Genomic DNA, 24,257 nt, shown 5'->3' with positions numbered 1-24,257 from the left:
CTACGTTAGATGTTTGACACGGTAATGGCCGTAACAAACAATCGGGCTGTTTTCAATCTCGATGTAACCGCAGGGCGACGAAATGGCTATCATTATTTTAATACCTATGGTAACATATTTCTGGAAAATCGATATACCGACTGGGGTAATTATTATCCTTATACTACCCTGAGAAATTTATGGATGCTTTCCAAATATATTCCGGCTCAAAATCTCCAAATCGAATTTCTGAACAATTACCGGAACGCAGATAAATACGCAGCGAATGATTTGCTTGCCCCTTCTAAAAACAGTCTGGATTATGAGTTCGCTTTAACAATGATGGCACAACCATTAGCATGGATGGAAGCAACCGGGCTGCCTGAAAAAGCGTTTGCCGTTGCTCCGGTGATAAATAAGTATCGGAGTTTACAAGCAGATATACATTCAGGCCAGATCTTTCCTATCGGGAATGAACCTTCCGGAACTTCATGGACAGGCTTTCAGTCTATAAAAAAGAATGAGGGATATTTATTGGTGATCAGGGAAAAGAATAAGCTTAAACAGTCATTTATAAGGACCTGGTTGTCTCCCGGCCAAAAGTTATTCCTAAAAGCCGCCATGGGAACGGGGCGCAATCAGGCTATAACAGTAAATTCAAGAGGCGAAATTAAAGTTATATTACCGGAGCCAAATACCTATGTGCTTTACCATTATTACCTTCCGAATGTAGGCACCAATTAAGAAAAATAAACGTAGCTATTGAGGTTTCATCTTGAAAATAAACCTGAGTCGAATTACTTGTTTGATTACTATTTACTAACATTATGAGTTTTAAATTTTTCAGCACTTTTGTTTTGAAGGGCGCGTATGCAAAAAAGAAAAGATTAGCAGTCTAAAATAAATAATATGGTATATTTTGGAGACCAAGTGTATGAAGCAGTATCTTAAAGCTGAGTAAGGAAATTATCAAAAGAATAAAGCAAAAAAAAGATTTTCCTTGATTTTTCGCTGGAATAAAATACAGCACCATGGACATACTTATTCCTTGAATAAATCCCATTAAAACAATCAGATCAAAAATGGTTACGGATAACTGCATAACTATACTGGCTAAAATAATCATTAAGAGTGAAAGCAATAACTTAATGTTTAAGTTAGGAATCGTTACCTTTTGGTTATTTGCTGTAATGCCGAAGTCCACAGCCTGGGCTCGAACCGTCAAAAATTGCTGATTTATTTCAAATTCATGATAAATTGGTTTGAAAAAAGTCCCACAGAATGACCCCTATTGGGTTGGACCAATCAAATAAAGTTAGCCAAATTTTTTAATTCTTGCAGCAAATGTTTCGACATTAGTCCTGCTCCCGCTACTGAACGGATTCGAGATTATTATTTTAGCTAGCCGGAACAGGAATCGAACCAATTACTTGCTAGCCATCTACCTTAAATTCTGCAAGAATGCTAAGTCCCTAGTTTACATGTGGCCCAAATAAACGCTAAATCGAACTGAAGAATGCTTTGTAAAGCTCTCAAAACTTTCTAACCACTTTATAGAAGAACTGAAGCTTCAACATATACTTCAGAACCAGGTGCAGTGATCTCATTAAAAATATTCCTCGGCAAAATGCTAGAAGCAAGCCTATTTCGCCACACTTGTCTTTAGTATTCTCAAATAATTAATCGAGTTTAAAACCAGATACCATGTAGGATATTTCGTTATAACTGTGCCGGAACGAAGGTGCTTGGTAACACATAATGCGAAGTTTTTTATTTGCTGCTTTGGTACCTCAATTATTGTTTGTAATATTAAGCTCCTTATTTATCACGTTAAAGATTCCCAACCAATGAATACTCCACCATTTTTTGCTGTTCAAAAGCAAACCGTAGGCGACATTACCACATTAGTTGCTGCCAATTATACATTGGATCAAATTGACTTTAACCCAACCACGCATCTTGAACTATACGTGGACAGGCTTCAAATACCCGGAAAAGAGTTTATATTAAAAGGTAAAAACATCACTATCTACGCGCACGTGATCAACTGCGATGCCGGTGCGATACTTAACGTCACGGCTGATGATGATAATACGATGGTTATGCCATATTCCAATCCGAAGGCTAACAGTGGTGAAAGCAGCGGCCAGAGTGGGACAGATGGCCAGGATGGGGGCATAACATCGGAAACTACTGCTAAAACTGGTAATAACGCAGGCAACATTACTATAAATGCCGGCGCGATCAACGGTCGGCTTATTTTGAAAGCTAATGGGGGAAAGGGGCAGCAGGCGCAGACTGGGCAAGATGGTGGCGACGGCCGGGACGGTGGTAACGGCACCGATGCGATAATACGGCGGGTGGTACATGACAGGAGGAATCCGGATACCTATGATGTTACGCCGGCTACTGGCGGCCAGAGTGGCGGAAATGCGGGCAAAGGCGGCAACAGTGGTCGTTCGGGCAATGGCGGTAACGGCGGTGCTATTAATGTTAATGTTTTTGTTGCCTTGGGCGATGACCAAATAACGCATAATAATGTTGGCGGCAGTGCCGGGGACACGGCAACGGCAGGGAAGGCGGGCCGGAACGGCAAAGGGGGCATAGGCGGTCGTATCGCCATTCAAACAACTACACAAGATCATTTTCACCGCGAAATATGGGAATTAAGCGATGACCGTACTGACAGCGGTGCCGATGGGAATACCGGGGTAGACGGCAACACTACTGCAGCCACCGCAGGTAACGCCGGCGCATATGCAGGGGCGCGTAGTGATGATGAGACAAATTTATTGGTGCAAAATACCAGCATGCTTGCATTGTTATTATTGAGCATGAGGTATGCCGAAGCAGAATATTTACAAGGTAACCTAGCACCGGCTTTAGACTACTATCAATGGATAGCACGGCTGACGGCAAAGGCAACCGATACTGCAAGTCTGGCAAGAGAATTTCACGGTATTTACCGTCAGTGCCGTGCTTTAATGGATCAACTAAGGCAAGGACTTGATTATTATGCCAACCCCATGAACTATGTACCCATAGTATCATTAGATTATTATCAATTGATGATCGATGGCATGTTGCAAACCGGTAACGCAATCGAATCGGTATATAATCAGTACTATGCTTTCATTTCGGGGCAAACCCACGATTTCACTAATATGACGCAGGCCACTAACAGTGCAGCCGAAGTTTTGACCACATATAAAAACATACAAGCAAATTTAAAAACCCAAATAACCGATTTGCCGCCGGTTATTAATACATTAAGTACCGCATTAGATAACCAGTACCAGGTGTTAATAAAAGCTAGTGATACCTTTAAAAAAGCTGTTGAAGATCAGCAAAAATGCTCTTTCAATACGTTGCTGAATCTGATTAAAACCATCGTGGCTGTTGGTAAAGATACTCTTGATGCATTTACAAACCCGAGCATAGACTCGATAACAACTGCAAAAGGCGACTGGGAAAAGTTAATTGACAGTATTGATACCGGTAAAATAGTATTGAATCCCGAAGCGATACAGGGAGATGCGAAATCCATTGAGGACGCATGGCAAAAAATAAGCCCGGGTGGCGGCGACGTTGAGGACTCGACCAAACTGGTTGCCATGCGCGACGAGTTTGACAAGACCATTACACCTTATTTAACCCTGCCCCAAGCAAAAGAATATCAAAAACAATTACACGATTATATCGGGATAGCGCAGGCGCGTAATGTAAAACTTTTTGAGTATACTAACATGGCAATACAGTACCTGGCCATAGTAGCTAAAATTGAACAGAAACAAGAAGAACTGGACCGTATAAAAGCGCAGATAGCAAGTGAAAATGTACCCGGGCTAATTACTTACAGAAGTTTTATATACGCCCTGTACCAGGATTTTAAAAGCTTTGTGCTAAAGTATATTTACCAGGAAAACCGCGCCTTTATTTATTGGGCGCAGCAAGATAACAAGTTGAATATAACCGACGATTCATTCACAGGTTTAGGACTAGCGCATTCTAAACTCAAAGGCGACATTATTACTAAGATAAACACGTATAGCGACCCAAAACAACAACTTACAGATGTGATGATAAAGTTGCTGCCCGATGCCCGGCAAGAGCAATTTCAAAAATTTAAGACCGATAGAACTATCACTTTTAACATACCTACAGATGATGTTAACTTTTTGGGGTGGAGCAATGTAATGCTCACCAATTTCAGGATCTACATCAATGGGGCTAAAATGGCCAGCAACGATAAATTATATGTACAACTACTGCACCAGGGCCATGTTTTAATAGTTGACCCAGCGGGTAAAGTAAAAGATTTTAGCCATAACCGGGTATCGTCGGTTTATCAATATGATATAGTTGACGGCAAAACGCACACAGTTGCAGGCGGCTCGCTTGGTGGCGATACTACTGGTGATAATAGCAAGCGTATTCCGCTAAGCCCGTTTGCAACTTTTACCGTTAACGTGCCGGATAGGTTTAATCCGGAAGCCAATCTGGATAACATTGACAGTATCGAGATACACTTCGCTGGTTATGCATCTCCAACAAAAGGCTTCAGAAAAAAACGTGCTCTCGCTCAATAGTATAACGCTAACAGTCAACAACCGCCCGCATTACCTGCGGCGTTGTTTGCAAATGCTTAGCCAGGTAAGTGATATAGCGAATTGGCATCTGTACATTGGCCTTGAGCCGGGTAACGAAACCTGCGCACAATTGTGCCGCGATATTGCGTTTATGCCTTGCACCATTTTATACAACTCTCAAAGCTTGGGTGTGCGGGGCAACCCCTATGGTGTTTTACAATACACGTTTAACCACGGCAGCGAAATCAATATTTATTTGGAAGATGACATCATAGTTTCACCCGACATTTGCCACCTTGCCCTATGGTACAAGCAATTAGTAAGGGAGGATAAGTTATTTGATGTGCGGATTTTTTTTATGAGCTTATTTGTAACCAGCAAGGGCACTGAAGCGGTCAATGAGTTTACAGCAAGCGAGCTGTTTTCGCCATGGGGATTGATCATTAACCGGTATCAATGGGTAAATCTTGTAGAGCCTTGCTGGTGGAATGATAACCACAATTATCCATGCGAGCAAGACTGGACGTTGAGCCTGTCCCATCGAATGAATAAAAACTCTAACCTTACCGTTCTGGCCCCCCTACTAAGCCGGAGCCTAAACATAGGGCGTGAGGATGGCGAGCACAGTCATCCCGAAAGGCATGACCTATTGATGAAAGGATTGGTAATGAACCTTGAGCCAGGCCCATTTGATTACAAAATTAACCCCAAAGCCAAAATACCCTGGCGGTGTATGAATTACGATATTATGACTGCTGTAGACACAACCCGGGATGGCAAAATATTTGAAACCGAGAGAATGACGACGCCAGAGCATTAAAACAGACGGACAAAGCCTCGTTTAGTAAGGAAAAAATTTAATTATTACCAATATCTACGATGAGGCTAATAATCTTAAATCGGCCAAAAAAGGGTTCGAAAAGTTTCCCCTACGGGCTAATCAGTAAAAATCCGGCACAGCGATTCGAGATAAAGCATTAGTAAAGTTGGCAACGTAAAACATCCGAATTCCAGTCATGCACCTACATCGCCTCATTTATACAAACACTTCCGCGAAACTTATGAGCGATCAAGCTTTGTACGAGTTGCTTCACATTTCAAGAGAGTCCTATAAACGCTATGGCATCACAGGCATGTTTATTTGCTTACCCGAAAGCTACATTCTAGTGATTGAAGCGCCAGAGGAAACCATTGAACAGCTTTACCGTAATATTCAAAACGACGCCCTTCATATTCAGGTGACAACGTTGCGAGAGGGACCGATTGCTTCCAGTATTTTTACTGAATGGGGATGGCCATGACGTGGTTAATTTAGAAAATGACAAGGTGCTTAAGTTCTTTGATATTACCGATGGTGACTGCCCCGTTATGCAATAATGAATCTCATGTTGCCCCAACGCACCCCCACTTTTGGCCAATATCCAAGCTAGCTAACCGCACCGATACACGGGAAACCTTAAAAACACTGGAGCTCCGCAATAACCATGGGAAGGGTTTGGCCAAAAGCGACAGCGGAGCCTCATAAGAGTCCTTGGACCTTCAAAGTGCGGCCAATTGAATAACGGGATTGCCCTTTTAACAAATCACCGGAAGGATAACGGCATAGCGGCTTGATTGGACAACAACAAAGGCGAATATGAGCTCCGCATCTTACTTGCCGATTCCAACGTCTGCATTAAAGTAAAGATTTGTTTGTTAGTTTAAGATCACAAATACTTGACCAGGATGTCACCGATATAAGCTTCGTCCGAAGGGCTCGAGGTTGTCCCTTCCGCCATTTCCCAAAGGATTTGGTTCATTCGCTCCAATTCGGTTTCGGCGTAGCCTAAAAGCAACCGATCCGACGGATCTTCTTTGATCATAGGGAAAAGCCCCATTAAATTAGCCAGCGGGCTGCGGATTAGATGGGATTGTTTCCATGCCATTTCGCGGATCTTGCCAATATGTGTACTGATACTGTGGTAAGCATCTTTAAGGTCCTCCTCTGCAACTTTACGATCGGTGATGTTGGTAATAGATAATACCAGGCCTAAGATCTGGGCGTCCTTACCGGCAATTGGAAACATCCGGACGGAATAACAGGTTGCACGGGCATCTTCCCCGGTATAATTCAGCTCATACCTGATGGCGTTTCCCTGGAAAACTTCATTTGTGTGGCTAAGAAATTTCACGCGCTTTTCGGACGGCATTAAGTCAAATATTTTGCCCTTAGCCGGTTGGAAATTAAATTCGTTTTGAGCAAAGATTACGTCCTTGTTGTTGTATTCCACCACATCAAGGTCTGCGTTCAGCAGCGCATAGGCGCTATCGGTATTGTTAAGGATGGTTTGTAAATTGGCTTCTGTTGCCAGCAACTGCCTTTGTGCCCTTAATTTTTCGGTTACATCACTGATGGAACAGAGCCGGGCAGATTTGCCTTCTAAAGTAATATCTTGCGCTATGATGTTGACCAGGATCCGGGTGCCGTCTTTTTTTAAATGCTCGATCAGGCCAAAATCAGCCGCATCTTCCACAAAAACCCTGTTACTGTTGACGATCTTTTCTCCCAATGCACCGGGGCTCATTTTTTTGATATCCATCTGCTGGAATTCCTGCGGCGCATAACCATAAAGGTTGGCTGCTGCATCATTGGCCGCCACAACAACCAGATCTTCCTTGCCCACAATTAACAGGGGCACCGGGTTACTCTCGAAAAGCAACTTATATTTTTGCGCGGAGTTTTCTAATTCGTACTCCAGCCGTTTGCGTTCGGTAATGTCGCGGGCTATAACCAGTATCCTGTCATCCACAATGCGCTTTAAGTTCATCTCCACATCAACGGCGTCGCCATTTTTGGGGTTAAACCGCCTTTCCACCATTACAGATCTTCCCGGCTCAATGCCCGCAAGCTGCAGCGTGTGGTCTTCCAGCATGTCGATTTTTAAGAGCGCTGATATGTTTAGTTCCAGCAGTTGCTGCCGGCTATAGCCGGTTAGCTGGCAGGTACTATTGTTAACCTGCATAAAATCTCCGGCTAAATTCAGTAGGTAAATGGCATCAGAAGCATGCTCGATAAGCGACTGGTAATCTGCCTCGGTCTTTTCTACTTTAGTTTTCAGCGCGGCATTGAGATCGCGGATCTCCAATTCGGCCGTGGACCGCTCACTGTCTAACTTATTTAGCCAGTTGGCTGTTATCCAGATCATCACCAGGCTGGTGAGTAACAAACTGATGGCCAACATTGAAATGCCAATTTCGGGCGGCAGGAGGTGATAACGTTCGCTCTGGATGCGGAGAGAACCAAAAACCAAGAGTACCAGCATTAATGTTGTAAAATGCCGCCTGGCCATTTTATTGCCGACGCCCTGCGCCATAAACAGGCGCGCAACGCCGAGGTGGGGATTGAACCTGGCCGCGGCAATGGAAATGAGGAAGACGAGCAGGGCCGCATGTATGGCCATAGAGCTAACATAGGCAAAACTGTACAGCATAGACACCCCATACACATAACCCATAATGGCGACACCTGCGAGTATGGTTGCCGCGTGTAAGGCATACTGGCAGACGGCCTTTATTGCGGCGATGTGCAGGCCGAGCAAGCCAAAGCCCAGCAAGGTTAAGCTTAGGGCGGTGTTATAGGCCATGCGCCCGGGGTAGGGAAACCGCAATGACACGGATTCCGGATCGGTAAAAAGCAATTCATCTATGCCGGCGTTGAAATTTAAGTGATATTCTAATAACGTTGTACCTGCGATGAACGTTACCAGGATGAGCAGTATGCGGGGGATTTGCTGCAGGTATTGCCGTTCGTTCTGTAATAACAGTGTGCCTCCCAGCAGCACAAAGCAAATGGCCGAGTTGGCCTTCATGGTTACCACGCCCGGCATCACTCTTTGCATGTTTGTAAGACCAATTATCCACCCAACAAGGACTATTAACGTGGTAAACAACGACAGCAGCCCAACGAACGTGGTAAATTTGCTTGGCATATAACGTATATCAGGCGGCATGTCGTTAAAAAAAGTTCGGATATTATATGGTTGTTAACTAAGTAACCCTCTTGTACGGAATATAGTCGTAAGTTGTTCGGGAAATTATTAATGACGCGATTACTGCCTGCGGTAAAATTGGTATAATAATTACATACGTAGGATTACGGATTGAGTTAAACCTAATATTTTTCATAAGATATAAAAGTGGTTTAATTAATATATCTTCAACAAATCACTATATCTGCTACAAATGAATAAAAACCAGGGAAACGAATATACAATGATTAACGTTGAAACCGTTGAACAGGAAGCACTTCCGGATTACATGAAAAGTGCATGTCCGCCCGCTGCTTGATCAAGACCCTTACTTGAGGATAATGAAAGTTCCTGTTCTGAGGAATTGTCAAAGGCGATTAGCGAATTAAAATCGTTCGAGCCTAGCCTCTTAGACTATGCTTTGTTTAGAATAATCATCCCCAAACTGGGCTCGAACCACTTTAGCTATTTGGCTAATTTCTTTCAATTCATTTAAAAAATGGTTCGAAAAACTTTCAATTAGGTTCAGTATGTATAGAGAACCTCATTTGATTCGAACCAATAAAATAATGCAGTGCCGTTAACAACGCATGGCTTAGGCTAAGTATTCATCTCACCTTGAAATTTTACCTTGATAAGTATTTAAGGTGAAGAAATTGTAAACCATATCACCTTTTTGAGCGTTTTCTAATAAATACGTTGCTATGTCGACACAAAACAATTATTTTAAATTCCGAACCCGATTCGATTTCTCCCCGCACCAGTACGACATTGGCCGGCCGTTGTTTAGTAACAGGAAGTTGGAGGACAATTTCTTTTTGCTCAAGATTTATGAAATAGACGGGACAGAGTATGGGCTGTTTTACGATTATCAGCTAGGTTTTTATTTGAGAGCTAATCCAGGCAAAGAAGAGACCTTTTTCAACCATGTTTTCGAGATTGTTATCAACCGCATCCGACACTTCAAACACCAAGACCCTTTCTCCGCAAAATATGCAGCGGGCTTAGAACAAACCCATAAACTAGAATCATTTTTAGAATTTCTGAAAACCATTGACCAATGGCATAAAGTTGAGCCCTTGGAATCAGTTATCGGCGAAAAGGATAAATTAATTGCCCAATTAAAACAGCGAATCGCAGAACTCGAATCGCAATTAAAACAAGCCAGGGAATTCGATGCTAACGAAAAGGTCGTGATAACTAATAGCTATATAGCTGCCTTCATGGACTTGATGAACCAGTTGCAAGGCCTAACCTCGGAAAACACGAAGTTAGTTAACACACAGGGGCAAAGCCCGTGGTATAAAATGATCGCCAAGTACTTTATGCATGGCGACAAGCCTATTTCCATTGACACCGCAAAAAACTACTTTCCGGCCAATAAAACCGATAAGCCATCGAAGTATATCAACATACCAGAAGAAGATAAGTTATTCCAGATAGTCCGCAAAGATAAGAAATAGAAGTCTTCCTCCATCCGTGACCAAACGTCTCCAATGGTCATTCATTTCGCCTTTTTAGCTTTCACCTTTGCCTTCATCCGGTTCAGGCGGTGTAATTCCATGCTGCTACTGAACCGGTTTAAGGTTTGAATTAAAACAAGGAGGAAAAGATGAATGTGGAGATGATCACGAAAGAAGATTTAAAAGAATTTGAAAGCAGGCTATTGAAAGAAATTAAAAAACTGGTACCGATGGACGGGCAGGGCGCAACGAAAAAATGGCTCAAGAGTAGCGAAGTAAGAAAACTGCTGAAAATATCGCCGGGAACCTTGCAAAACCTGCGCATCAATGGCACACTGAGTTTTACTCGCATTGGCAGCATCATTTTTTACAAACAGGATGATATCAACAAACTGCTGGAAGGAGGCGCAAAATGAAAACCGGCAACAATACAACAACAGAGCTTGCCGGCTACGGCAGGCTGCTCCGGCGGATGAGCAAAGACAGCCGCCTGAATGCAACACATATCAGCCTGTTCACAGGCTTATTCATCCACTGGCAGCGCAACGGTTTTGCCAGCCCTTTCGCGGTAACGCGGAAGGCACTGATGGGTTACAGCAAAATAGCATCCATCGCGACTTACCACAAATGCATTAGGGAGCTTGATGCATTCGGCTATATCCGTTACCAGCCGTCCTACCATCCCAAACTTGGCAGCCAGGTTTACTGGCCTGCCGGATGGGAGGCTGAGGTATGAGATGTATCCATATAGCTAAGTATCCGTGCAGCACTGTAGCGCTATATCTACCTAGCAGTATAACAAAGCGGCTATTAACAGGGCAGCTTCGCTGCGTCGCTCCGCGAAGGCGGGGGGAGCAAGCGGAAGTCGGGCACACCCGACTTTTTCCGCTTGCCCTGCGGGGCAAAGCAGATTTCCGTATACCTGCGGTATACTTTCCCCCCGTATTAAGCTACAGGATAAGGAAACAGTATACTGAAGCGTATACCGAACCATTAAGAAAGGAGGTAATGAATGAGCAAGGACGAGAATGTTAAAACGATAAGGTTCCCGGTAGGGACAGATGATAGACTTCAAAAGGTAGCTGCGAAGAACGGACTGACGAAGCTGGCTTTTTTTATCCATATGGTGGATTACTTCTATAAGTCAAAGAAAGACCCGAGAGACCTCAATGATGAGTTACTAAAAACAGAACTGCATAAGAAGACAAATAACATTGTCAGCTTTATTAAAACCCAGGAGCAGGAGCTGCTGATACCCATCAAACAAGACGCGGAACGGATGATACTATCCCAGCAGAAACAGGGACTCATTTTCGACAGGCATATCCTGAAGCACAACGAGGCGCAACAGGCAACAAGTAAAGAACTGGCAACAGATACCAGGATGATAAAAGACTACCTGAAAAAGCTGGATGCAGCAAGGTTTGATGCCAATTTACTAAAAAAGCGATTCATTGACATCTTGGAGCATTATGTCAAAGCAAGGGAACAGATGAATGTATTAACCAAGCAGGCAGATAAAGACGAATTGATAAAATTCACATTGGAACAGATGAAATACCTTTAAAGCAGAGGAGAGCTAACGATGCATATCAATATCACCAAAAGCGAGGCAGGGAACAATAAAGGAAGCAGCAGCCAACTGGTTACCTATCTTGAAAAAGAGAACAAGGTGGCAGAGAAAATAAATAAAGAAAAGCAACCCGAATATTGGTTTAACCAGGAGCGGGCAAACATACAGCCTTATGAGGTGAGGCAAGGCATTGATAATAATATTGCCAAGCTTTCAAAGGATGATGCCAAGTTCTTCCTGGTCAATATCAGCCCAAGTTCAAAGGAACTGCTTTTTTTAAAAGAAAAATTCGGCAAGGCTGGCGCTAAAGAGCAGTTAAAAAACTACGCCAACAAGGTGATGGATGCTTATGCCAAAAACTTTAAACGGAATGGCATTACCTCCAACCAGGCCTTGGTTTATTTCGCCAAACTGGAGAACAACCGTTATTATACCTACAAAGATTTAGAGGTAAGGAAAGGCGTAGCTAAGAAAGGCGACACCAAACCCGGGGACCAAATGCACGTTCAGGTTATTGTCAGCAGGAAGGATGCAAGCAACAGTATCAAGTTAAGCCCGCTCAATAATTCTAAAGGCTCTAATGCAGCGCATAGCCATAAGGTGGGGCAATTCGACAGGGTTGCTTTTAAGCAGGCAACGGAATCGATATTTGACAGCCTATTCAATTACGACCGGGAAATCAAGGAAAGCTTCCAATATGCCAATGCGATGAAGAATGGCAGTTATGAGCAAAAGAAGGAGGTGAAAGAATTGCAGCGGATTGAACAGGTGTTTAAATCGGGTAACCAGCAAAGTTACCATGGCAAGGATATTTTTGATGTTTTATTAGGAACTGACCAAGGTGTCAACATTACCGCCGATCCGAACCCTTTCAAAAGGAAGAAGAAAAAGAAACAGGGTTATTACCAGGGAGTGCGCATATAGGATTTAACTAAAAACGCCCCTAAAAAGGGGCGTTTGCTATTTGGATTTTTTTAAAAGTTCAATCTTTTCGCGCTCGCTTACAAGGAGTTGTTCATACAGCTTCTTATTTTCCTCGAAAACTTCCACAAGTTTATCGATGGGGTTGAACGTACATTGATATTGAACAGAACTCGAGCTATCATGGTAATTATTGCCAATGATATTAAATATAGCTTCGTCATTAAATTTTTTAATACCTTCTGGCGTTACTCCTAACGCACGTGCAATTTTTTCCAGTGCAGAATCTTCCACCTCAGCGCTTTGCTCAATTTTAGAAACAGCCTGCTGGCTAATACCCAGTTCCATTGCGAGGGTTTCCTGTTTCATGCCGCGTAACTCGCGTATCTTGCCGATTTTTCTTCCGATGTGTAGTGCCTCTGCCATAGGTCAAATGTAGATGATAAACGTAAAAGTACAAAACAACCGCCGTATTGTAAAGTACAAAACGCTATGGTTCGGTACGGCGGATTGCCGGCATTCTTTTGTACTGCCGGCTAATGGGATCCGGAGCAAAATTAAGTTTTATGTACAACGGTAAATATTTCCCCTGGGATGAATACCCCAAATTTCTACGGTTTGACGAGATCCAATATCCTTTTGGTGTAGTGCTTGGTTATTTCAATGATACCTGGCCGGCAGAACAACGCAAGGAATGGAAAGAGTGGCGAAAGTACGTGATGAAAAATGAGCATTATACCCACCCGCATGGGCCTGGTTCTTTGCTTTTCATCAGTGATGAGCATTTGCGTTTACTGGAAGCATGTTATTTGTTATCGCTGAAATATTCTGATTATGAATTGCGCAAAGAAGACCTGTTATCTGAGGATTCATTGGCAAAAGGCAGAGAACAATGGCCATATTTCCCCAATGACCTTTCTGACAAGGAGTTGAGGAACCCGTACCGGGTGCTTAAGAAAGTGTTTAAAAAATATAAGCTTGCCGAATACCGGGATTATTTAAAGGAATGGCTGCATGCTGCTTTATACAATAGCCAGGTAGATGAAGCGATGACAGCTGAAGAAATAATTACCGTGTATGAAAATATTAAGAAGCTTGCTTCGGCTGCATGGATGATTCGCCAAACTGAATCAAATAACCCGATGTTAAAGAAGGAATACAGAGAACCCGACAAAGGGCCAATTGGCGAGGGAATCACTGATACCGGAAAGGAAGATCAACAAACAAAAGCCAACAAGGCTGATAACGCAACCAAAAGATTAGATGATAGCGTAGGCGGTTCATCGATATTGTCTAAAGGTTCAATTATGTTTAAACCGTTTGCCCCACAGGCCACAGCGGCAGAAAAGCTTGGATTGGCTGAGGTTGTTTCTTTGATCCTTAGAACTGTTCCATCGGCACGATCCATAACTTTTTTAGGCTCTTATCATTCACCATTTACTTTTTATTTGCTGATCCTCATTGATGAAACGGAAAAATTGCCGGAGCATGGAATCGTCAATAAGATAGAAGATAACTGCCGGCCACTGGTCAATGTTTATGCTATCGTTCACAAGGTTGAAAGCGCAATAAACGGCTTAAATGGCAAAGGAAAATTTTGGAACCTGGTTTTCGGGCGTGGGCTGAATTTATATAGTGCAGATGGATTGGTACTGCCTACACCACTGACTATAAGCAAAGAGCAGGACCTTGCAGTTCGGATGGCAAGTTGGAATAAATATGGCCTAATGAGTGGTGAGTTTTTCAGCGGAGCAGAACGTTACCTGGAGGATGGCAACGCACGTTTAGCCCTGTTCCTTTTACACCAGGCAACGGAGACTTCCCTTATCGGGGTATTACAGGTGCTTTTAGGTTACCGGCAGTCAGTTCATAATTTGTTCCGGCTGATTAAATTGACTTTGCTATTCACAGATGAATTTAAGGACGTTTTCGAGATGGGCAACGAAGAAGGCTATAAGTTATTTACTTTGGTGCAAGATGGCTATTCAAAAGCCCGTTACGATGAGAATTTTTTAGTGAACGACGAGATGGTGAGAACCGCATTGGAAAAAGTGCGGAATTTATTACAGATGGCGGAGTTGGTTTTCAAAATAAAGTAAAGATTATCCTAATCGGAAGTCAAAATAACGCCTTATTGGAAAAACCTGCACTGCGGTGAGCGGCTGTGTGATCGATAAAACTGCCCTTGGGTCATGTTGCCCGCTACCGCCTTGCTGGTTATTGTTGAAAGTTAATAGATAACGATGGCCTGTTCAGCATCTGCGGCCCGCAGCTCCATTTCACCACGCTCTGCCGCGCCGGGTTCCATTCCGCTGCAAGCCTCGATGCGGGGAAGCTGATGTTCGCTGCGCTCACAACAGCCAAAAAAAGCCGGCGGTACTCCAAGCACTGCTGCTACAAAATTAGCATCGCAGCAAAATCGTCAAGGCTATACAAGCGGGCATCCGCTTATCAGCGGATACCCGGCCTTGACAATTTTCCTGCTTGCTGCTGCTGGTTGTTTACGCATTGCAATGGAGTAGTGTGTGCTGATATACAATATTCTAATATTATACTTGCGTAAGTATGGCAAAGCTATTTATTGTTGGCTTTCCAAGGGACATGGAAGAAATTGAACTGGTTGAAATATTCAGTATCCATGGAATTGTCAATACCGTTACAATCGTACCGATCAAAGTACCGGCGAAAGTAAAGGGTACGGCTTTATAATGATGGAAGGACAGGCCGGTGCCGAACGCGCAATTGCAGCACTTGATGGCGGCGAAATTGACGGCAGGACCATTAGTGTCAGGCTTGCTGAAGAAAAGCTTATCCAATAACCAAATCCTAATCAGCAAAATGCCCAAAAAACACAATCGGCAACTCAAAATACACCGCAAATAACCCCACGTAAAAAAGGCCTCGCCGCCCTATATAAATAGCAAACCAGTACTTGATTGCACGTATTTTTTATGCTATTACCGCTTTTTTAATCTCTTGGTTTCATGTTTGATTTCTGTCTTTGTCGCCAGAAAGCTTATATCCCATGGGTTCCCTGGGTTCTTGCTTTTCCGTGATCAGGTGTTTCAGTAACCCAAAAAGTTTTTGAATTTGATCATCATGATCTGTTAGGATTGTTTCAAGCCGTTCAAGTTTCAGAAGTAAATCTTTGTTATTTAAAATCATTTCCCTGATTTTGATAAAAACTTCGATGATTTTTATACTCATCAAGATAGCTTGGTCACTTTTCAAAATATTAGCGAGCATCAAAATGCCGTGCTCGCTAAAAGCGTAGGGCATAGCGCCGCCCAGGTGTTTCCTGGATGGTATCGCATTTTGCGATACCATAAGATCTGCTTCATCTTCTGATAATTGAAACATAAAATGCTTTGGAAACCTGGCGGCATTTCTTTTCACTTGCTCACGTAACCTTATCGCCTTTACCCCGTAGATCTCTGCAAGGTCGCGGTCAAGCATTACTTTTATGTTTCTAATGACATATATTTTCTCAAAAATATTTTCTTCATTGATAATTTGCGGCGCTGTCATATGGTTTGCTTTAAGTTCCTGCTTTTATTTAACGATAATTTTTTCTTCAATGACTTCATGTCCTGGCTTACTTTCACATCCAAAATTTTGGCGTAATGCTGTGTGGTCTTTAAAACGGTATGCCCAAGCATCTTGCTCACCGTTTCTATCGGTACACCGTTTGAAAGAGTAACAGTAGTTGCAAAAGTGTGCCTGGCCAAATGAAAGGTCAAATGTTTGTGGATGTAGCAAAGGTCTGCGATCTCCTTCAAGTAAGCATTCATTTTTTGATTGCTCAAGACTGGGAGTAACAGATCTTTAATATCACAAAGCGGATGGGCCTCATATCGTTTCATTATTTTAAGCGCTTCGGGTAATAGTGGTATCCGTGAATTGGTATCCGTTTTTTGACGGGTGGTAAATATCCATTTTTCACCATCAATGCCCTTTCCAATTTCGCTTCGTTTCAATTTCTGGACATCGGCGTAAGACAGTCCGGTATAGCAGCAGAATACGAAAATGTCCCGAACCTGGTACAACCGGTCGACGTCGAAAACTTTTCCAATTATTTTGTCTAATTCATCCTGAGTAAGAAAAGTCCTTTCCTTGGCCTTAGCTGTTGACTTGAATTTAGTAAAGGGATTAACGGATATCCAGTTATTGGCAAGGCAATGGTTTACCATTTTCTTAAGATGCTTTATGTATTTTGCTGCCGAAACACCGCTGCATTTGCAAACCGATTTTAGGTAATATTCGAAATCTACAATGAATGCATGGTCAAGGCTTTTAATTTCAACGTCCATTTTGCTGAATTTAGTTTTCAGGAATCCGGATAAGTGTTTAACCGAGGTATTATATCCTTTCAGTGTATTAAGCTCAAACCCATTACCGATCAACGACTCCATGCGTTTATTATGCTCGTTAAAAATCTGCATTAGGTACCGGCTCTTTTCCGCACTGCCAGAGAACTGGTTTTTGAGGCTTTCGGCAGTGATTGGTTGGCCGCTATCGAGCAAAATTTGATGGGAATGCCGCATTTTTGTTTGCAAGGTGTCTAAATAAGTGTTAAGCATCTTCGCTTCCTCCTTATTTCCAATACATCGTCCTGCTTCAGAATTCCAGCGGTTTATTTCGCAGTTTCTTCCGCATGAAAGCTCTGACCTTCTGCAATTTACAGTGATACGGAGGTAGATAGGAATAGGACCCTTGGTCCAGGCCTTTGGCTTCTTTAAATAAAAAAGCAATGTGAAATTTGTGTTCATAACAAGCTTTAAAGGGTTAACAAATCTAAGCTTGCAATTGCGCTTGAACAAGATGTTTAACGGCTGAACATGTTGTTTTTCAACCAGTTAATGATTTTTTGGTGAGTAATGCCTACCGCTTTATTTACTCCCCACTTCGCTCACCATTTTGGTGAGTTTTAGTGAATAAAGTGGCATTTTGATAGAAACAAAAAAGGCTGTAAATCAACGATTTGCAGCCTTTTGGTGTCTTTTGACATTGTTTTAAGTAGCCCGTAGGGGAATCGAACCCCTGTTTCTAGAATGAAAATCTAACGTCCTAACCCCTAGACGAACGGGCCATTTTTCGGTTGCGAAATTTGATATTTTAAATTTCGTTCCCCTTATTTTGGGAATGCAAAGATATACCTTTCCTGATAAATTAAAAATAAAGTTTAAAAAAAAATTTCTGTAAGGTTTTTACAGCAGGCACGACCTTTTATGTAGCAGATATCATTTTTGATACCGCCAAACAAAAAATCGGCTTTTACTATTTATAAATCCGATGCTGTTGCGGTATCTTTATAAACAAATCAACCTTATATGAAAGCCATTTGGAACAACCAGGTTATTGCCGAAAGCGATAATACCATTGTTGTTGAAAACAACCACTATTTCCCTAAGGAAAGCATAAAACAAGAGTTTTTTAAGGAGTGCGCTACGCAAACTACCTGCCCCTGGAAAGGCCTGGCATCTTATTATACATTGGAAGTGGATGGCAAACAAAACCCGGATGCGGCCTGGTATTATCCTGAACCGAAACCGGCTGCCATGAACATTGCCAACCATGTTGCCTTTTGGAAGGGCGTAAAAATAACCGACTGATATGAAGCATTACGACGCAATTATTATCGGTTCGGGCCAGGCGGGTTCACCACTGGCGAAAAAACTGGCCAATGCAGGTAAAAAAACCTTACTGGTAGAGAAGCGCTTTATTGGCGGTACCTGTGTAAATGATGGTTGCACACCCACCAAAACCATGGTGGCCAGCGCCCGGCTTGCCTACCTGGCGGGCCGTTGCAATGATATGGGGATTACCATTAGGGGATACACGGTAGATCTGAAACAGGTAAAAAAACGGGCAATGGGGATTGTAATGAAATCGCGTAACGGCAGCCAGGCGGCGATGGAGAAAACCAAAAATCTCGATCTGTTTTTTGGCGAAGCTACTTTTATCGATAACAAAACCATCTCTGTAAACCCAAAAACCGGGAAAGCAAGGCAATTTAAAGCCGAGCAGATCTTCATTAACGCGGGCTGCAAAACTATTATTCCTACAGACATTGAAGGGCTGGACGATATTGATTATTTAACCTCTACCTCTATCCTCGAACTGGAGAAGGTGCCTGAACATTTACTGATCATCGGAGGTAACTATATTGGGCTGGAGTTTGGGCAGATGTTCCGGAGGTTTGGCAGCGAGGTAACAGTGCTGGAGCGGTCGGGCAGGTTGATATCACGCGAGGATGAGGATATATCTACAGAAATAACCCGCATATTAGAAGATGAAGGTATTAAGGTGCTGGCCAACAGCAAGGCCATTAAGTTTAAAAATAAAGGGAAAAACCAAATTACCGCTACGGTAAAAACCGGCGATAAAGAAAGCAAAATAAAGTGCAGCCATGTGCTTATAGCCGTTGGACGCTCACCGCAAACAGAACGACTCGCGTTGGATAAAACGGGTGTTAAGCTTGACGTCAAAGGCTACATCAAAGTGAACGATAAGCTGGAGACCAGCGAGCCGGGGATTTATGCACTTGGCGATATTAAAGGTGGCCCGGCGTTTACCCACATCGCCTATAACGATTATACTATTGTTTACCGAAATCTTATAGAAAAGCAAGATCTCAGCATTAAAGACAGGCCGGTGCCATACTGTATGTTCACCGACCCGGAACTGGGCCGGATAGGTATCACCGAAAAAGAAGCCAAAGACCAGGGCCTGAATGTAAAAGTGGCCAGGCTGCCAATGGCGCATGTGGCAAGGGCTTTAGAAACCGGCGATACCCGCGGGTTGATGAAAGCCGTTGTGGATGCCGATACCAAAAAGATATTGGGCGTGGCAGTAGTGGGAACAGAAGGCGGCGAGATTATGACTGTACTACAGATGGCCATGGAGGGCGGCATTACGTACGATAGGATCCGCTATTGCGTGTTTGCTCACCCCACGTACTCCGAATCATTAAATAACCTTTTTATGGCTTTGGAGGACTAATTGCCCGCTATGATAAAAGTTGAGCAACTGTTAAAAGCATTCGGTACAACAAAGGCCGTTGATGGCATTTCTTTCGAGGTGGCCGAAGGCGAAACTTTGGCCTTGTTGGGTACCAGTGGCTGCGGAAAAACCACCACCTTAAAAATGCTTAACCGGCTGATAGAGCCCGATAGCGGCAGCATTGCTATCAATGGTAAAAATATTTTAGAAGAAAACCCCGAAACCCTGCGACGCGGTATTGGTTATGTGTTGCAGAACAACGGATTGTTTCCCCATTATACGGTGGCAGAGAACATCGCCATTGTGCCGCAGTTGTTGAAATGGGATAAAGCGAAAACAGATAAACGCATAAACGAATTACTGGAAAAGCTGCATCTCTCCAAAGACCATCTGAACGCCTACCCAAGCGAATTAAGCGGGGGCCAGCAGCAGCGAATAGGCCTGGCCCGGGCATTGGTTGCCGATCCGCCGGTGTTGCTGATGGATGAGCCCTTTGGCGCGCTTGATAACGTTACCCGCTCCAAAATACACAGCGAATTTAAAGTGCTGGACGAACTGAAGCGCAAAACCATCATTCTGGTAACGCACGATGTGCAGGAAGCTTGTGAACTGGCCAATCGCATCGCTTTGATGGATAAGGGCAAAATTGTACAAATAGGCACACCTGCCGAATTGTTGTTTCACCCGGCTAACGATTTTGTAAGCGATTTTTTGCAGGAACAACGCCTGCAACTGGAGTTTAAGGCAATTAAAATTACAGATCTGTGGGAGCACTTACCAGAGGGCAGCCGTAAAACAAATACGTCTTCGCTCTCGGCCGAATTAGATTTCTGGGCGGTGCTGGAACAATTCCAATTTATTAAGGGTGAGAATCTCAACATCCTCAACCAGCAAAATAAAGAAGTTAAAACCATCACTTTCGAGCAGTTGATGGTGGCCTATTCACAATATAAAAACCTGCAGCCGCATGAATGAGGAATCACAGTCGCTTTGGGGGTTTATGAGCCAGCAGGCGGATAAGCTGGGCATACAAACGCTGCAGCATATCGGGCTAACATTTATTTCGCTCTTCATCGCCGTGCTCATTGGTTTGCCGCTGGGGATCTATATCACGCGCAAAAAAAACATTTCCGGCGTGGTGCTGGGCATCGCGGGTATATTGCAAACCATCCCGAGTATCGCCCTGCTTGGCTTTATGATCCCTTTGCTGGGCATCGGTGCTAAACCTGCTATTGTAGCGCTGCTGCTTTATGCACTGTTGCCTATCATCCGAAATACATATACCGGTATAACCGGCGTGGACGGGACAGTAAAAGAAGCGGCGGTTGCGATGGGGATGAGCAAGTGGCAGGTATTGTTCAAGGTAGAGCTGCCACTTGCTATGCCGGTGATATTGGCCGGTATCCGTACGGCTACAGTCATTAATGTTGGTGTGGCTACGCTGGCGTCCTACATTGCGGCGGGTGGCTTAGGCGAGTTTATTTTTGGTGGCATCTCGCTTAATAATACCAACATGATTCTGGCAGGGGCAATCCCGGCGGCATTACTGGCCATTATATTCGATTTTCTGCTCTCATTGGTGCAGAAACTCAACTTTAAAAAGATAAAAGGCGCGGTAAAGATTGCGCCGGTGGCGCTGCTGATACTTTCCTGCCTGTATTTTATCCCGTCTGCCTATGGCGGCAAGCTAACCGCCGGTTTTACACCCGAATTTATGGGCAGGCAGGATGGTAACCTGGGGTTGCAAAGCAAGTACGGACTAAAGATCCACACCATCGTAATCAGCGATGCGGTGATGTATAAGGCCGCGCAGGAAAAAGAACTGGATGTGATCAGCGGTTATTCTACCGATGGGCGACTGAAGGCATACGACCTCATCGTATTAGATGATGATAAGAAGATCTTCCCGCCCTATTATGCCGCGCCGGTGGTAAGAGAGGATGCCCTGCGAAAATTTCCTGAACTGGAGAAAACGCTGAATTTGTTATCAGGTTTCATTACCGATTCCATCATGACGGAGCTGAACTATAAAACCGATTACCTGCACCAGCCGCCCGAGCGGGTGGCCAAAGATTTTTTGGTGGCGAAGAAGTTGTACCGGGCAGACCAAGGCGGCAAGGAAGGCGTAGTGCGCATCGGTTCTAAAATATTTGGCGAGCAGTACATTTTGGCCAGCATGTACACCATGCTGATAAAGGGCTACACCAACTACGATGTAGCCACTAAAACCGGGCTCGGCGGAACAAAAATAGTTTTCGACGCGCTAACGAACGACCAGATAGACTTCTACCCTGAATACACCGGCACGGGCCTGCTGGCCATACTGCAGGCACCACCAAAAACGGTTACCCAATTACAGGTAAGCAAGGATAGTACCTACAATTACGTTGCCCGCGAATTTGAAAAGCGGTACCAGCTCAAGTGGCTTAAGCCAATCGGCTTTAATAATGCTTATGCCTTAATGATGCGCGAAAAACAGGCAAAAGAGTTACATATCAAAACAATTTCTAACCTCAAACGATATTTGGATAGCAAATAATACCAATGGATTTAGCTGAATGTTACAAAAAGGTGCGCCAGCGTACCGAACAGATATGCGCCCCGCTGCAAACCGAGGATTATGTAGTGCAGCCAGTGGTGGATGTTAGTCCCCCAAAATGGCATATTGGGCACACTACCTGGTTCTTCGAAACTTTTATCCTGAAACCCTATTTTATGGGCTACCAGGAATACGACCCAAACTACAATTACGTATTCAACAGCTATTACGAAACTGTAGGGAACCGTGTTATCCGTACGGATAGGGGGAACCTGAGTCGCCCTACCGTTATCGATATCCAGCTTTACCGCAAATACGTGGACGATGCCATGCAGAAATATATTGCCTGCAACGAGTTAAGCGATGAGGTGCTGGAACTGCTGGTATTGGGTTTCAATCACGAGGAGCAGCACCAGGAACTTTTATTGACGGATATCAAATTTATCCTGGGCAATAACCCGCTTTTCCCTGCTTATTCGCATGAATACGTAACGCCAAAGGTTGAAGAAGCTGAAGATAAAACATTCATCAAACTGGATGAAGGCGTTTATGAGATAGGTTTCGAGGGCGAGGGATTTGCTTTCGATAACGAGCTGAACCGCCACAAAGTTTACCTAAACGCTTTCGAGATAAGCCCCGTGCTGGTTACCAACGCCGAATATTTGGAGTTTATAGATGCGGGCGGTTATCACGATTTCCGCCACTGGCACGCTGCCGGTTGGGATTGGGTAAACACCAATAAGATTGAAGCGCCCATGTACTGGCACCAGATAGACGGCGAGTGGCATTACTACACCTACCACGGTTTGGAGCCATTGCACCTGCACGAAACGCTTTGCCACATTAGCTATTATGAAGCCTATGCTTATGCCTCCTGGAAAAGCATGCGCCTCCCAACTGAGTTTGAATGGGAAGCTGCCGCAACACAATTTAACTGGGGCAGCCGCTGGGAATGGACCGAAAGCTCCTACCTGCCATACCCTGGCTTTGCGAAAGCGCCTGGCGCCATTGGCGAATACAATGGCAAATTTATGGTAGGGCAAAAGGTTTTAAGGGGAGCATCAGAAGTTACCTCGCCAAACCATAGCCGTATCACTTACCGAAATTTTTTTCAGCCGGAATTACGCTGGCAATTTACTGGCATACGCCTTGCAAAATAATAACATCACCATCTACCAATATGGAAAACACCACCGCCTGCCAACAACCATCTGCTAAACAAACCGACGTAACGGTCACGCAATTCTATAAAGATGTTTTAAAAGGGCTGCGCTCGGAACCAAAGCGCCTCGACTCGAAATACTTTTACGATGCCATTGGCGATAAGCTTTTTCAGGAGCTGATGAATTGTGAGGAATACTATCCAACCAATTGCGAACTGGAGATCTTTACCCAAAAAACTGCGGAGCTGGCCAGATCCATCATTGCAGATGGCGACGCGTTCGATCTGATAGAATTAGGTGCCGGAGATGCCACAAAATCAAGCTACCTGTTAAAACACCTTATTGATGAAAAGGCTGATTTTACCTATTTGCCGATAGATATTTCGGCCAATGTGATATCCTATCTCAACATTACCCTGCCGGTTACTTTGCCGGGTATAAAAATAAATGGTTTGCAGGGGGAGTATTTTGAGATGCTGACAAAAGCTGCTTCTATATCCACTAAACGCAAAGTGGTTATGTTTCTTGGTTCCAATATTGGGAACATGGCCGTTGCCGAGGCCGAAGGATTTTGCCGCGTGCTGCGGCAGCACCTTTCGCCCGGCGATATGGTGCTCATAGGTGTCGACCTGAAAAAGAACCCCAAAACAGTGCTTGCGGCTTATAACGATAAAGGGGGCATTACCCGCCGCTTTAACCTTAACCTGCTGGAACGGATTAACCGCGAACTGAACGCTGATTTTAAGGTCAACCAATTCGACCATTACGCTACTTACAACCCCGAGACCGGTGCGTGTAAAAGTTATCTCATCAGCCTGCAAAACCAGCAGGTTAAAATAAACGGAACGGAGAATATCTCCTTCGCTAAGGATGAGTACATCGATATGGAGATCTCCCAAAAGTTCACCCTGCAGCAGGTGGATAATATGGCAAGGTCTACAGGCTTTAAGCCGTTGAACCAATTGCTGGATAGCAAGGGTTGGTTTGTAGATGCGGTTTGGGTGGCGGAATAAGCGGGCTT

At 43.9% G+C, this 24,257-nt stretch carries 23 protein-coding genes and 1 tRNA gene; 18 read left to right on the top strand and 6 right to left on the bottom strand.

Going from position 1 to position 24,257, the window contains the following annotated elements:
• Positions 1 to 24: 24 nt before the first annotated feature.
• The 4 genes from ABIX36_RS03055 to ABIX36_RS03040 all read left to right on the top strand — a co-directional run bounded on the left by ABIX36_RS03055 (position 25) and on the right by ABIX36_RS03040 (position 5,869).
• Positions 25 to 723 (top strand): hypothetical protein, encoded by a 699-nt coding sequence (locus ABIX36_RS03055; RefSeq protein ID WP_348080689.1) that lies wholly within the window; start codon positions 25 to 27, stop codon positions 721 to 723.
• 1,103 nt (positions 724 to 1,826) lie between these two features.
• A complete protein-coding gene (locus ABIX36_RS03050; protein WP_348080688.1) occupies positions 1,827 to 4,568 on the top strand; it encodes a hypothetical protein in 2,742 nt (913 codons plus the stop codon).
• Positions 4,519 to 5,388, top strand: coding sequence for a hypothetical protein (locus ABIX36_RS03045; RefSeq protein WP_348080687.1), 870 nt, complete (start codon positions 4,519 to 4,521; stop codon positions 5,386 to 5,388). The genes ABIX36_RS03050 and ABIX36_RS03045 overlap by 50 nt, the downstream gene beginning before the upstream one ends.
• A 196-nt stretch (positions 5,389 to 5,584) precedes the next feature.
• Complete coding sequence (locus ABIX36_RS03040; protein WP_348080686.1) at positions 5,585 to 5,869, top strand: BLUF domain-containing protein; 285 nt, start codon at positions 5,585 to 5,587, stop codon at positions 5,867 to 5,869.
• Positions 5,870 to 6,274: 405 nt separating this feature from the next.
• Here ABIX36_RS03040 and ABIX36_RS03035 read toward each other — a convergent pair whose 3' ends face one another.
• Entirely contained in the window at positions 6,275 to 8,536 is a 2,262-nt protein-coding gene (locus tag ABIX36_RS03035) for a PAS domain S-box protein (protein ID WP_348080685.1), read from the bottom strand.
• Between the two features lie 743 nt (positions 8,537 to 9,279).
• Between ABIX36_RS03035 and ABIX36_RS03030 the strand changes: the two genes are divergently transcribed.
• The 5 genes from ABIX36_RS03030 to ABIX36_RS03010 all read left to right on the top strand — a co-directional run bounded on the left by ABIX36_RS03030 (position 9,280) and on the right by ABIX36_RS03010 (position 12,535).
• Positions 9,280 to 10,038, top strand: a complete 759-nt coding sequence (locus ABIX36_RS03030) for a hypothetical protein (RefSeq protein ID WP_348080684.1) — start codon at positions 9,280 to 9,282, stop codon at positions 10,036 to 10,038.
• A 149-nt stretch (positions 10,039 to 10,187) separates the two neighbouring features.
• Positions 10,188 to 10,454, top strand: coding sequence for a helix-turn-helix domain-containing protein (locus ABIX36_RS03025; protein WP_348080683.1), 267 nt, complete (start codon positions 10,188 to 10,190; stop codon positions 10,452 to 10,454).
• Complete coding sequence (locus ABIX36_RS03020; protein WP_348080682.1) at positions 10,451 to 10,774, top strand: hypothetical protein; 324 nt, start codon at positions 10,451 to 10,453, stop codon at positions 10,772 to 10,774. Before ABIX36_RS03025 ends, ABIX36_RS03020 begins: the two co-directional genes overlap by 4 nt.
• A gap of 276 nt (positions 10,775 to 11,050) precedes the next feature.
• Positions 11,051 to 11,605: a BfmA/BtgA family mobilization protein gene (locus ABIX36_RS03015; RefSeq protein ID WP_348080681.1), complete on the top strand. Its 555-nt coding sequence runs from the start codon at positions 11,051 to 11,053 to the stop codon at positions 11,603 to 11,605.
• An 18-nt stretch (positions 11,606 to 11,623) separates the two neighbouring features.
• On the top strand, positions 11,624 to 12,535 hold the full coding sequence (locus ABIX36_RS03010; protein WP_348080680.1) for a DUF5712 family protein: 912 nt from the start codon (positions 11,624 to 11,626) through the stop codon (positions 12,533 to 12,535).
• Between the two features lie 36 nt (positions 12,536 to 12,571).
• Here ABIX36_RS03010 and ABIX36_RS03005 read toward each other — a convergent pair whose 3' ends face one another.
• Complete coding sequence (locus ABIX36_RS03005; RefSeq protein ID WP_348080679.1) at positions 12,572 to 12,958, bottom strand: helix-turn-helix transcriptional regulator; 387 nt, start codon at positions 12,956 to 12,958, stop codon at positions 12,572 to 12,574.
• Positions 12,959 to 13,098: 140 nt separating this feature from the next.
• On the opposite strand from ABIX36_RS03005, the gene ABIX36_RS03000 reads away from it, so the two are divergent.
• A complete protein-coding gene (locus ABIX36_RS03000; RefSeq protein ID WP_348080678.1) occupies positions 13,099 to 14,631 on the top strand; it encodes a HEPN domain-containing protein in 1,533 nt (510 codons plus the stop codon).
• A 118-nt stretch (positions 14,632 to 14,749) separates the two neighbouring features.
• On the opposite strand, the gene ABIX36_RS02995 is transcribed toward ABIX36_RS03000, so the two are convergent.
• A complete protein-coding gene (locus ABIX36_RS02995; RefSeq protein WP_348080677.1) occupies positions 14,750 to 14,887 on the bottom strand; it encodes a hypothetical protein in 138 nt (45 codons plus the stop codon).
• 210 nt (positions 14,888 to 15,097) lie between these two features.
• On the opposite strand from ABIX36_RS02995, the gene ABIX36_RS02990 reads away from it, so the two are divergent.
• Positions 15,098 to 15,241, top strand: a complete 144-nt coding sequence (locus ABIX36_RS02990; protein ID WP_348080676.1) for an RNA-binding protein — start codon at positions 15,098 to 15,100, stop codon at positions 15,239 to 15,241.
• The gene (locus ABIX36_RS02985; RefSeq protein ID WP_348080675.1) at positions 15,241 to 15,351 is read left to right on the top strand and encodes a hypothetical protein; all 111 of its coding nucleotides are present in this window, start codon (positions 15,241 to 15,243) and stop codon (positions 15,349 to 15,351) included. Before ABIX36_RS02990 ends, ABIX36_RS02985 begins: the two co-directional genes overlap by 1 nt.
• Positions 15,352 to 15,514: 163 nt before the next feature.
• On the opposite strand, the gene ABIX36_RS02980 is transcribed toward ABIX36_RS02985, so the two are convergent.
• From ABIX36_RS02980 to ABIX36_RS02970, 3 genes are all read right to left on the bottom strand, one after another.
• Positions 15,515 to 16,060: an ORF6N domain-containing protein gene (locus tag ABIX36_RS02980; RefSeq protein ID WP_348080674.1), complete on the bottom strand. Its 546-nt coding sequence runs from the start codon at positions 16,058 to 16,060 to the stop codon at positions 15,515 to 15,517.
• Entirely contained in the window at positions 16,057 to 17,301 is a 1,245-nt protein-coding gene (locus ABIX36_RS02975; RefSeq protein WP_348080673.1) for a site-specific integrase, read from the bottom strand. Before ABIX36_RS02975 ends, ABIX36_RS02980 begins: the two co-directional genes overlap by 4 nt.
• Before the next feature lie 248 nt (positions 17,302 to 17,549).
• A tRNA-Glu gene (locus tag ABIX36_RS02970) sits at positions 17,550 to 17,621 on the bottom strand.
• A gap of 241 nt (positions 17,622 to 17,862) precedes the next feature.
• Between ABIX36_RS02970 and ABIX36_RS02965 the strand changes: the two genes are divergently transcribed.
• Genes ABIX36_RS02965 through egtD form a run of 6 tightly spaced genes read left to right on the top strand, consistent with a single transcriptional unit; the run spans position 17,863 to position 24,249 of the window.
• The gene (locus tag ABIX36_RS02965) at positions 17,863 to 18,144 is read left to right on the top strand and encodes a DUF427 domain-containing protein (RefSeq protein ID WP_348080672.1); all 282 of its coding nucleotides are present in this window, start codon (positions 17,863 to 17,865) and stop codon (positions 18,142 to 18,144) included.
• Between the two features lies 1 nt (position 18,145).
• Entirely contained in the window at positions 18,146 to 19,534 is a 1,389-nt protein-coding gene (locus tag ABIX36_RS02960; protein WP_348080671.1) for a mercuric reductase, read from the top strand.
• Positions 19,535 to 19,543: 9 nt separating this feature from the next.
• A complete protein-coding gene (locus tag ABIX36_RS02955; protein ID WP_348080670.1) occupies positions 19,544 to 20,509 on the top strand; it encodes an ATP-binding cassette domain-containing protein in 966 nt (321 codons plus the stop codon).
• Positions 20,502 to 22,073: an ABC transporter permease/substrate-binding protein gene (locus ABIX36_RS02950; RefSeq protein WP_348080669.1), complete on the top strand. Its 1,572-nt coding sequence runs from the start codon at positions 20,502 to 20,504 to the stop codon at positions 22,071 to 22,073. Before ABIX36_RS02955 ends, ABIX36_RS02950 begins: the two co-directional genes overlap by 8 nt.
• A gap of 5 nt (positions 22,074 to 22,078) precedes the next feature.
• Positions 22,079 to 23,233: an ergothioneine biosynthesis protein EgtB gene (gene egtB, locus ABIX36_RS02945; protein ID WP_348080668.1), complete on the top strand. Its 1,155-nt coding sequence runs from the start codon at positions 22,079 to 22,081 to the stop codon at positions 23,231 to 23,233.
• 20 nt (positions 23,234 to 23,253) lie between these two features.
• Positions 23,254 to 24,249, top strand: a complete 996-nt coding sequence (egtD, locus tag ABIX36_RS02940) for an L-histidine N(alpha)-methyltransferase (protein ID WP_348080667.1) — start codon at positions 23,254 to 23,256, stop codon at positions 24,247 to 24,249.
• Positions 24,250 to 24,257 lie beyond the last annotated feature (8 nt).

Origin of the sequence: Mucilaginibacter sp. (assembly GCF_039925265.1) — a bacterium.
In the GTDB taxonomy this organism is placed as follows: Bacteria; Bacteroidota; Bacteroidia; order Sphingobacteriales; family Sphingobacteriaceae; genus Mucilaginibacter.
Note: the sequence above shows the minus strand (reverse complement) of the source record. Positions and strands in the feature narration are given on the sequence as shown.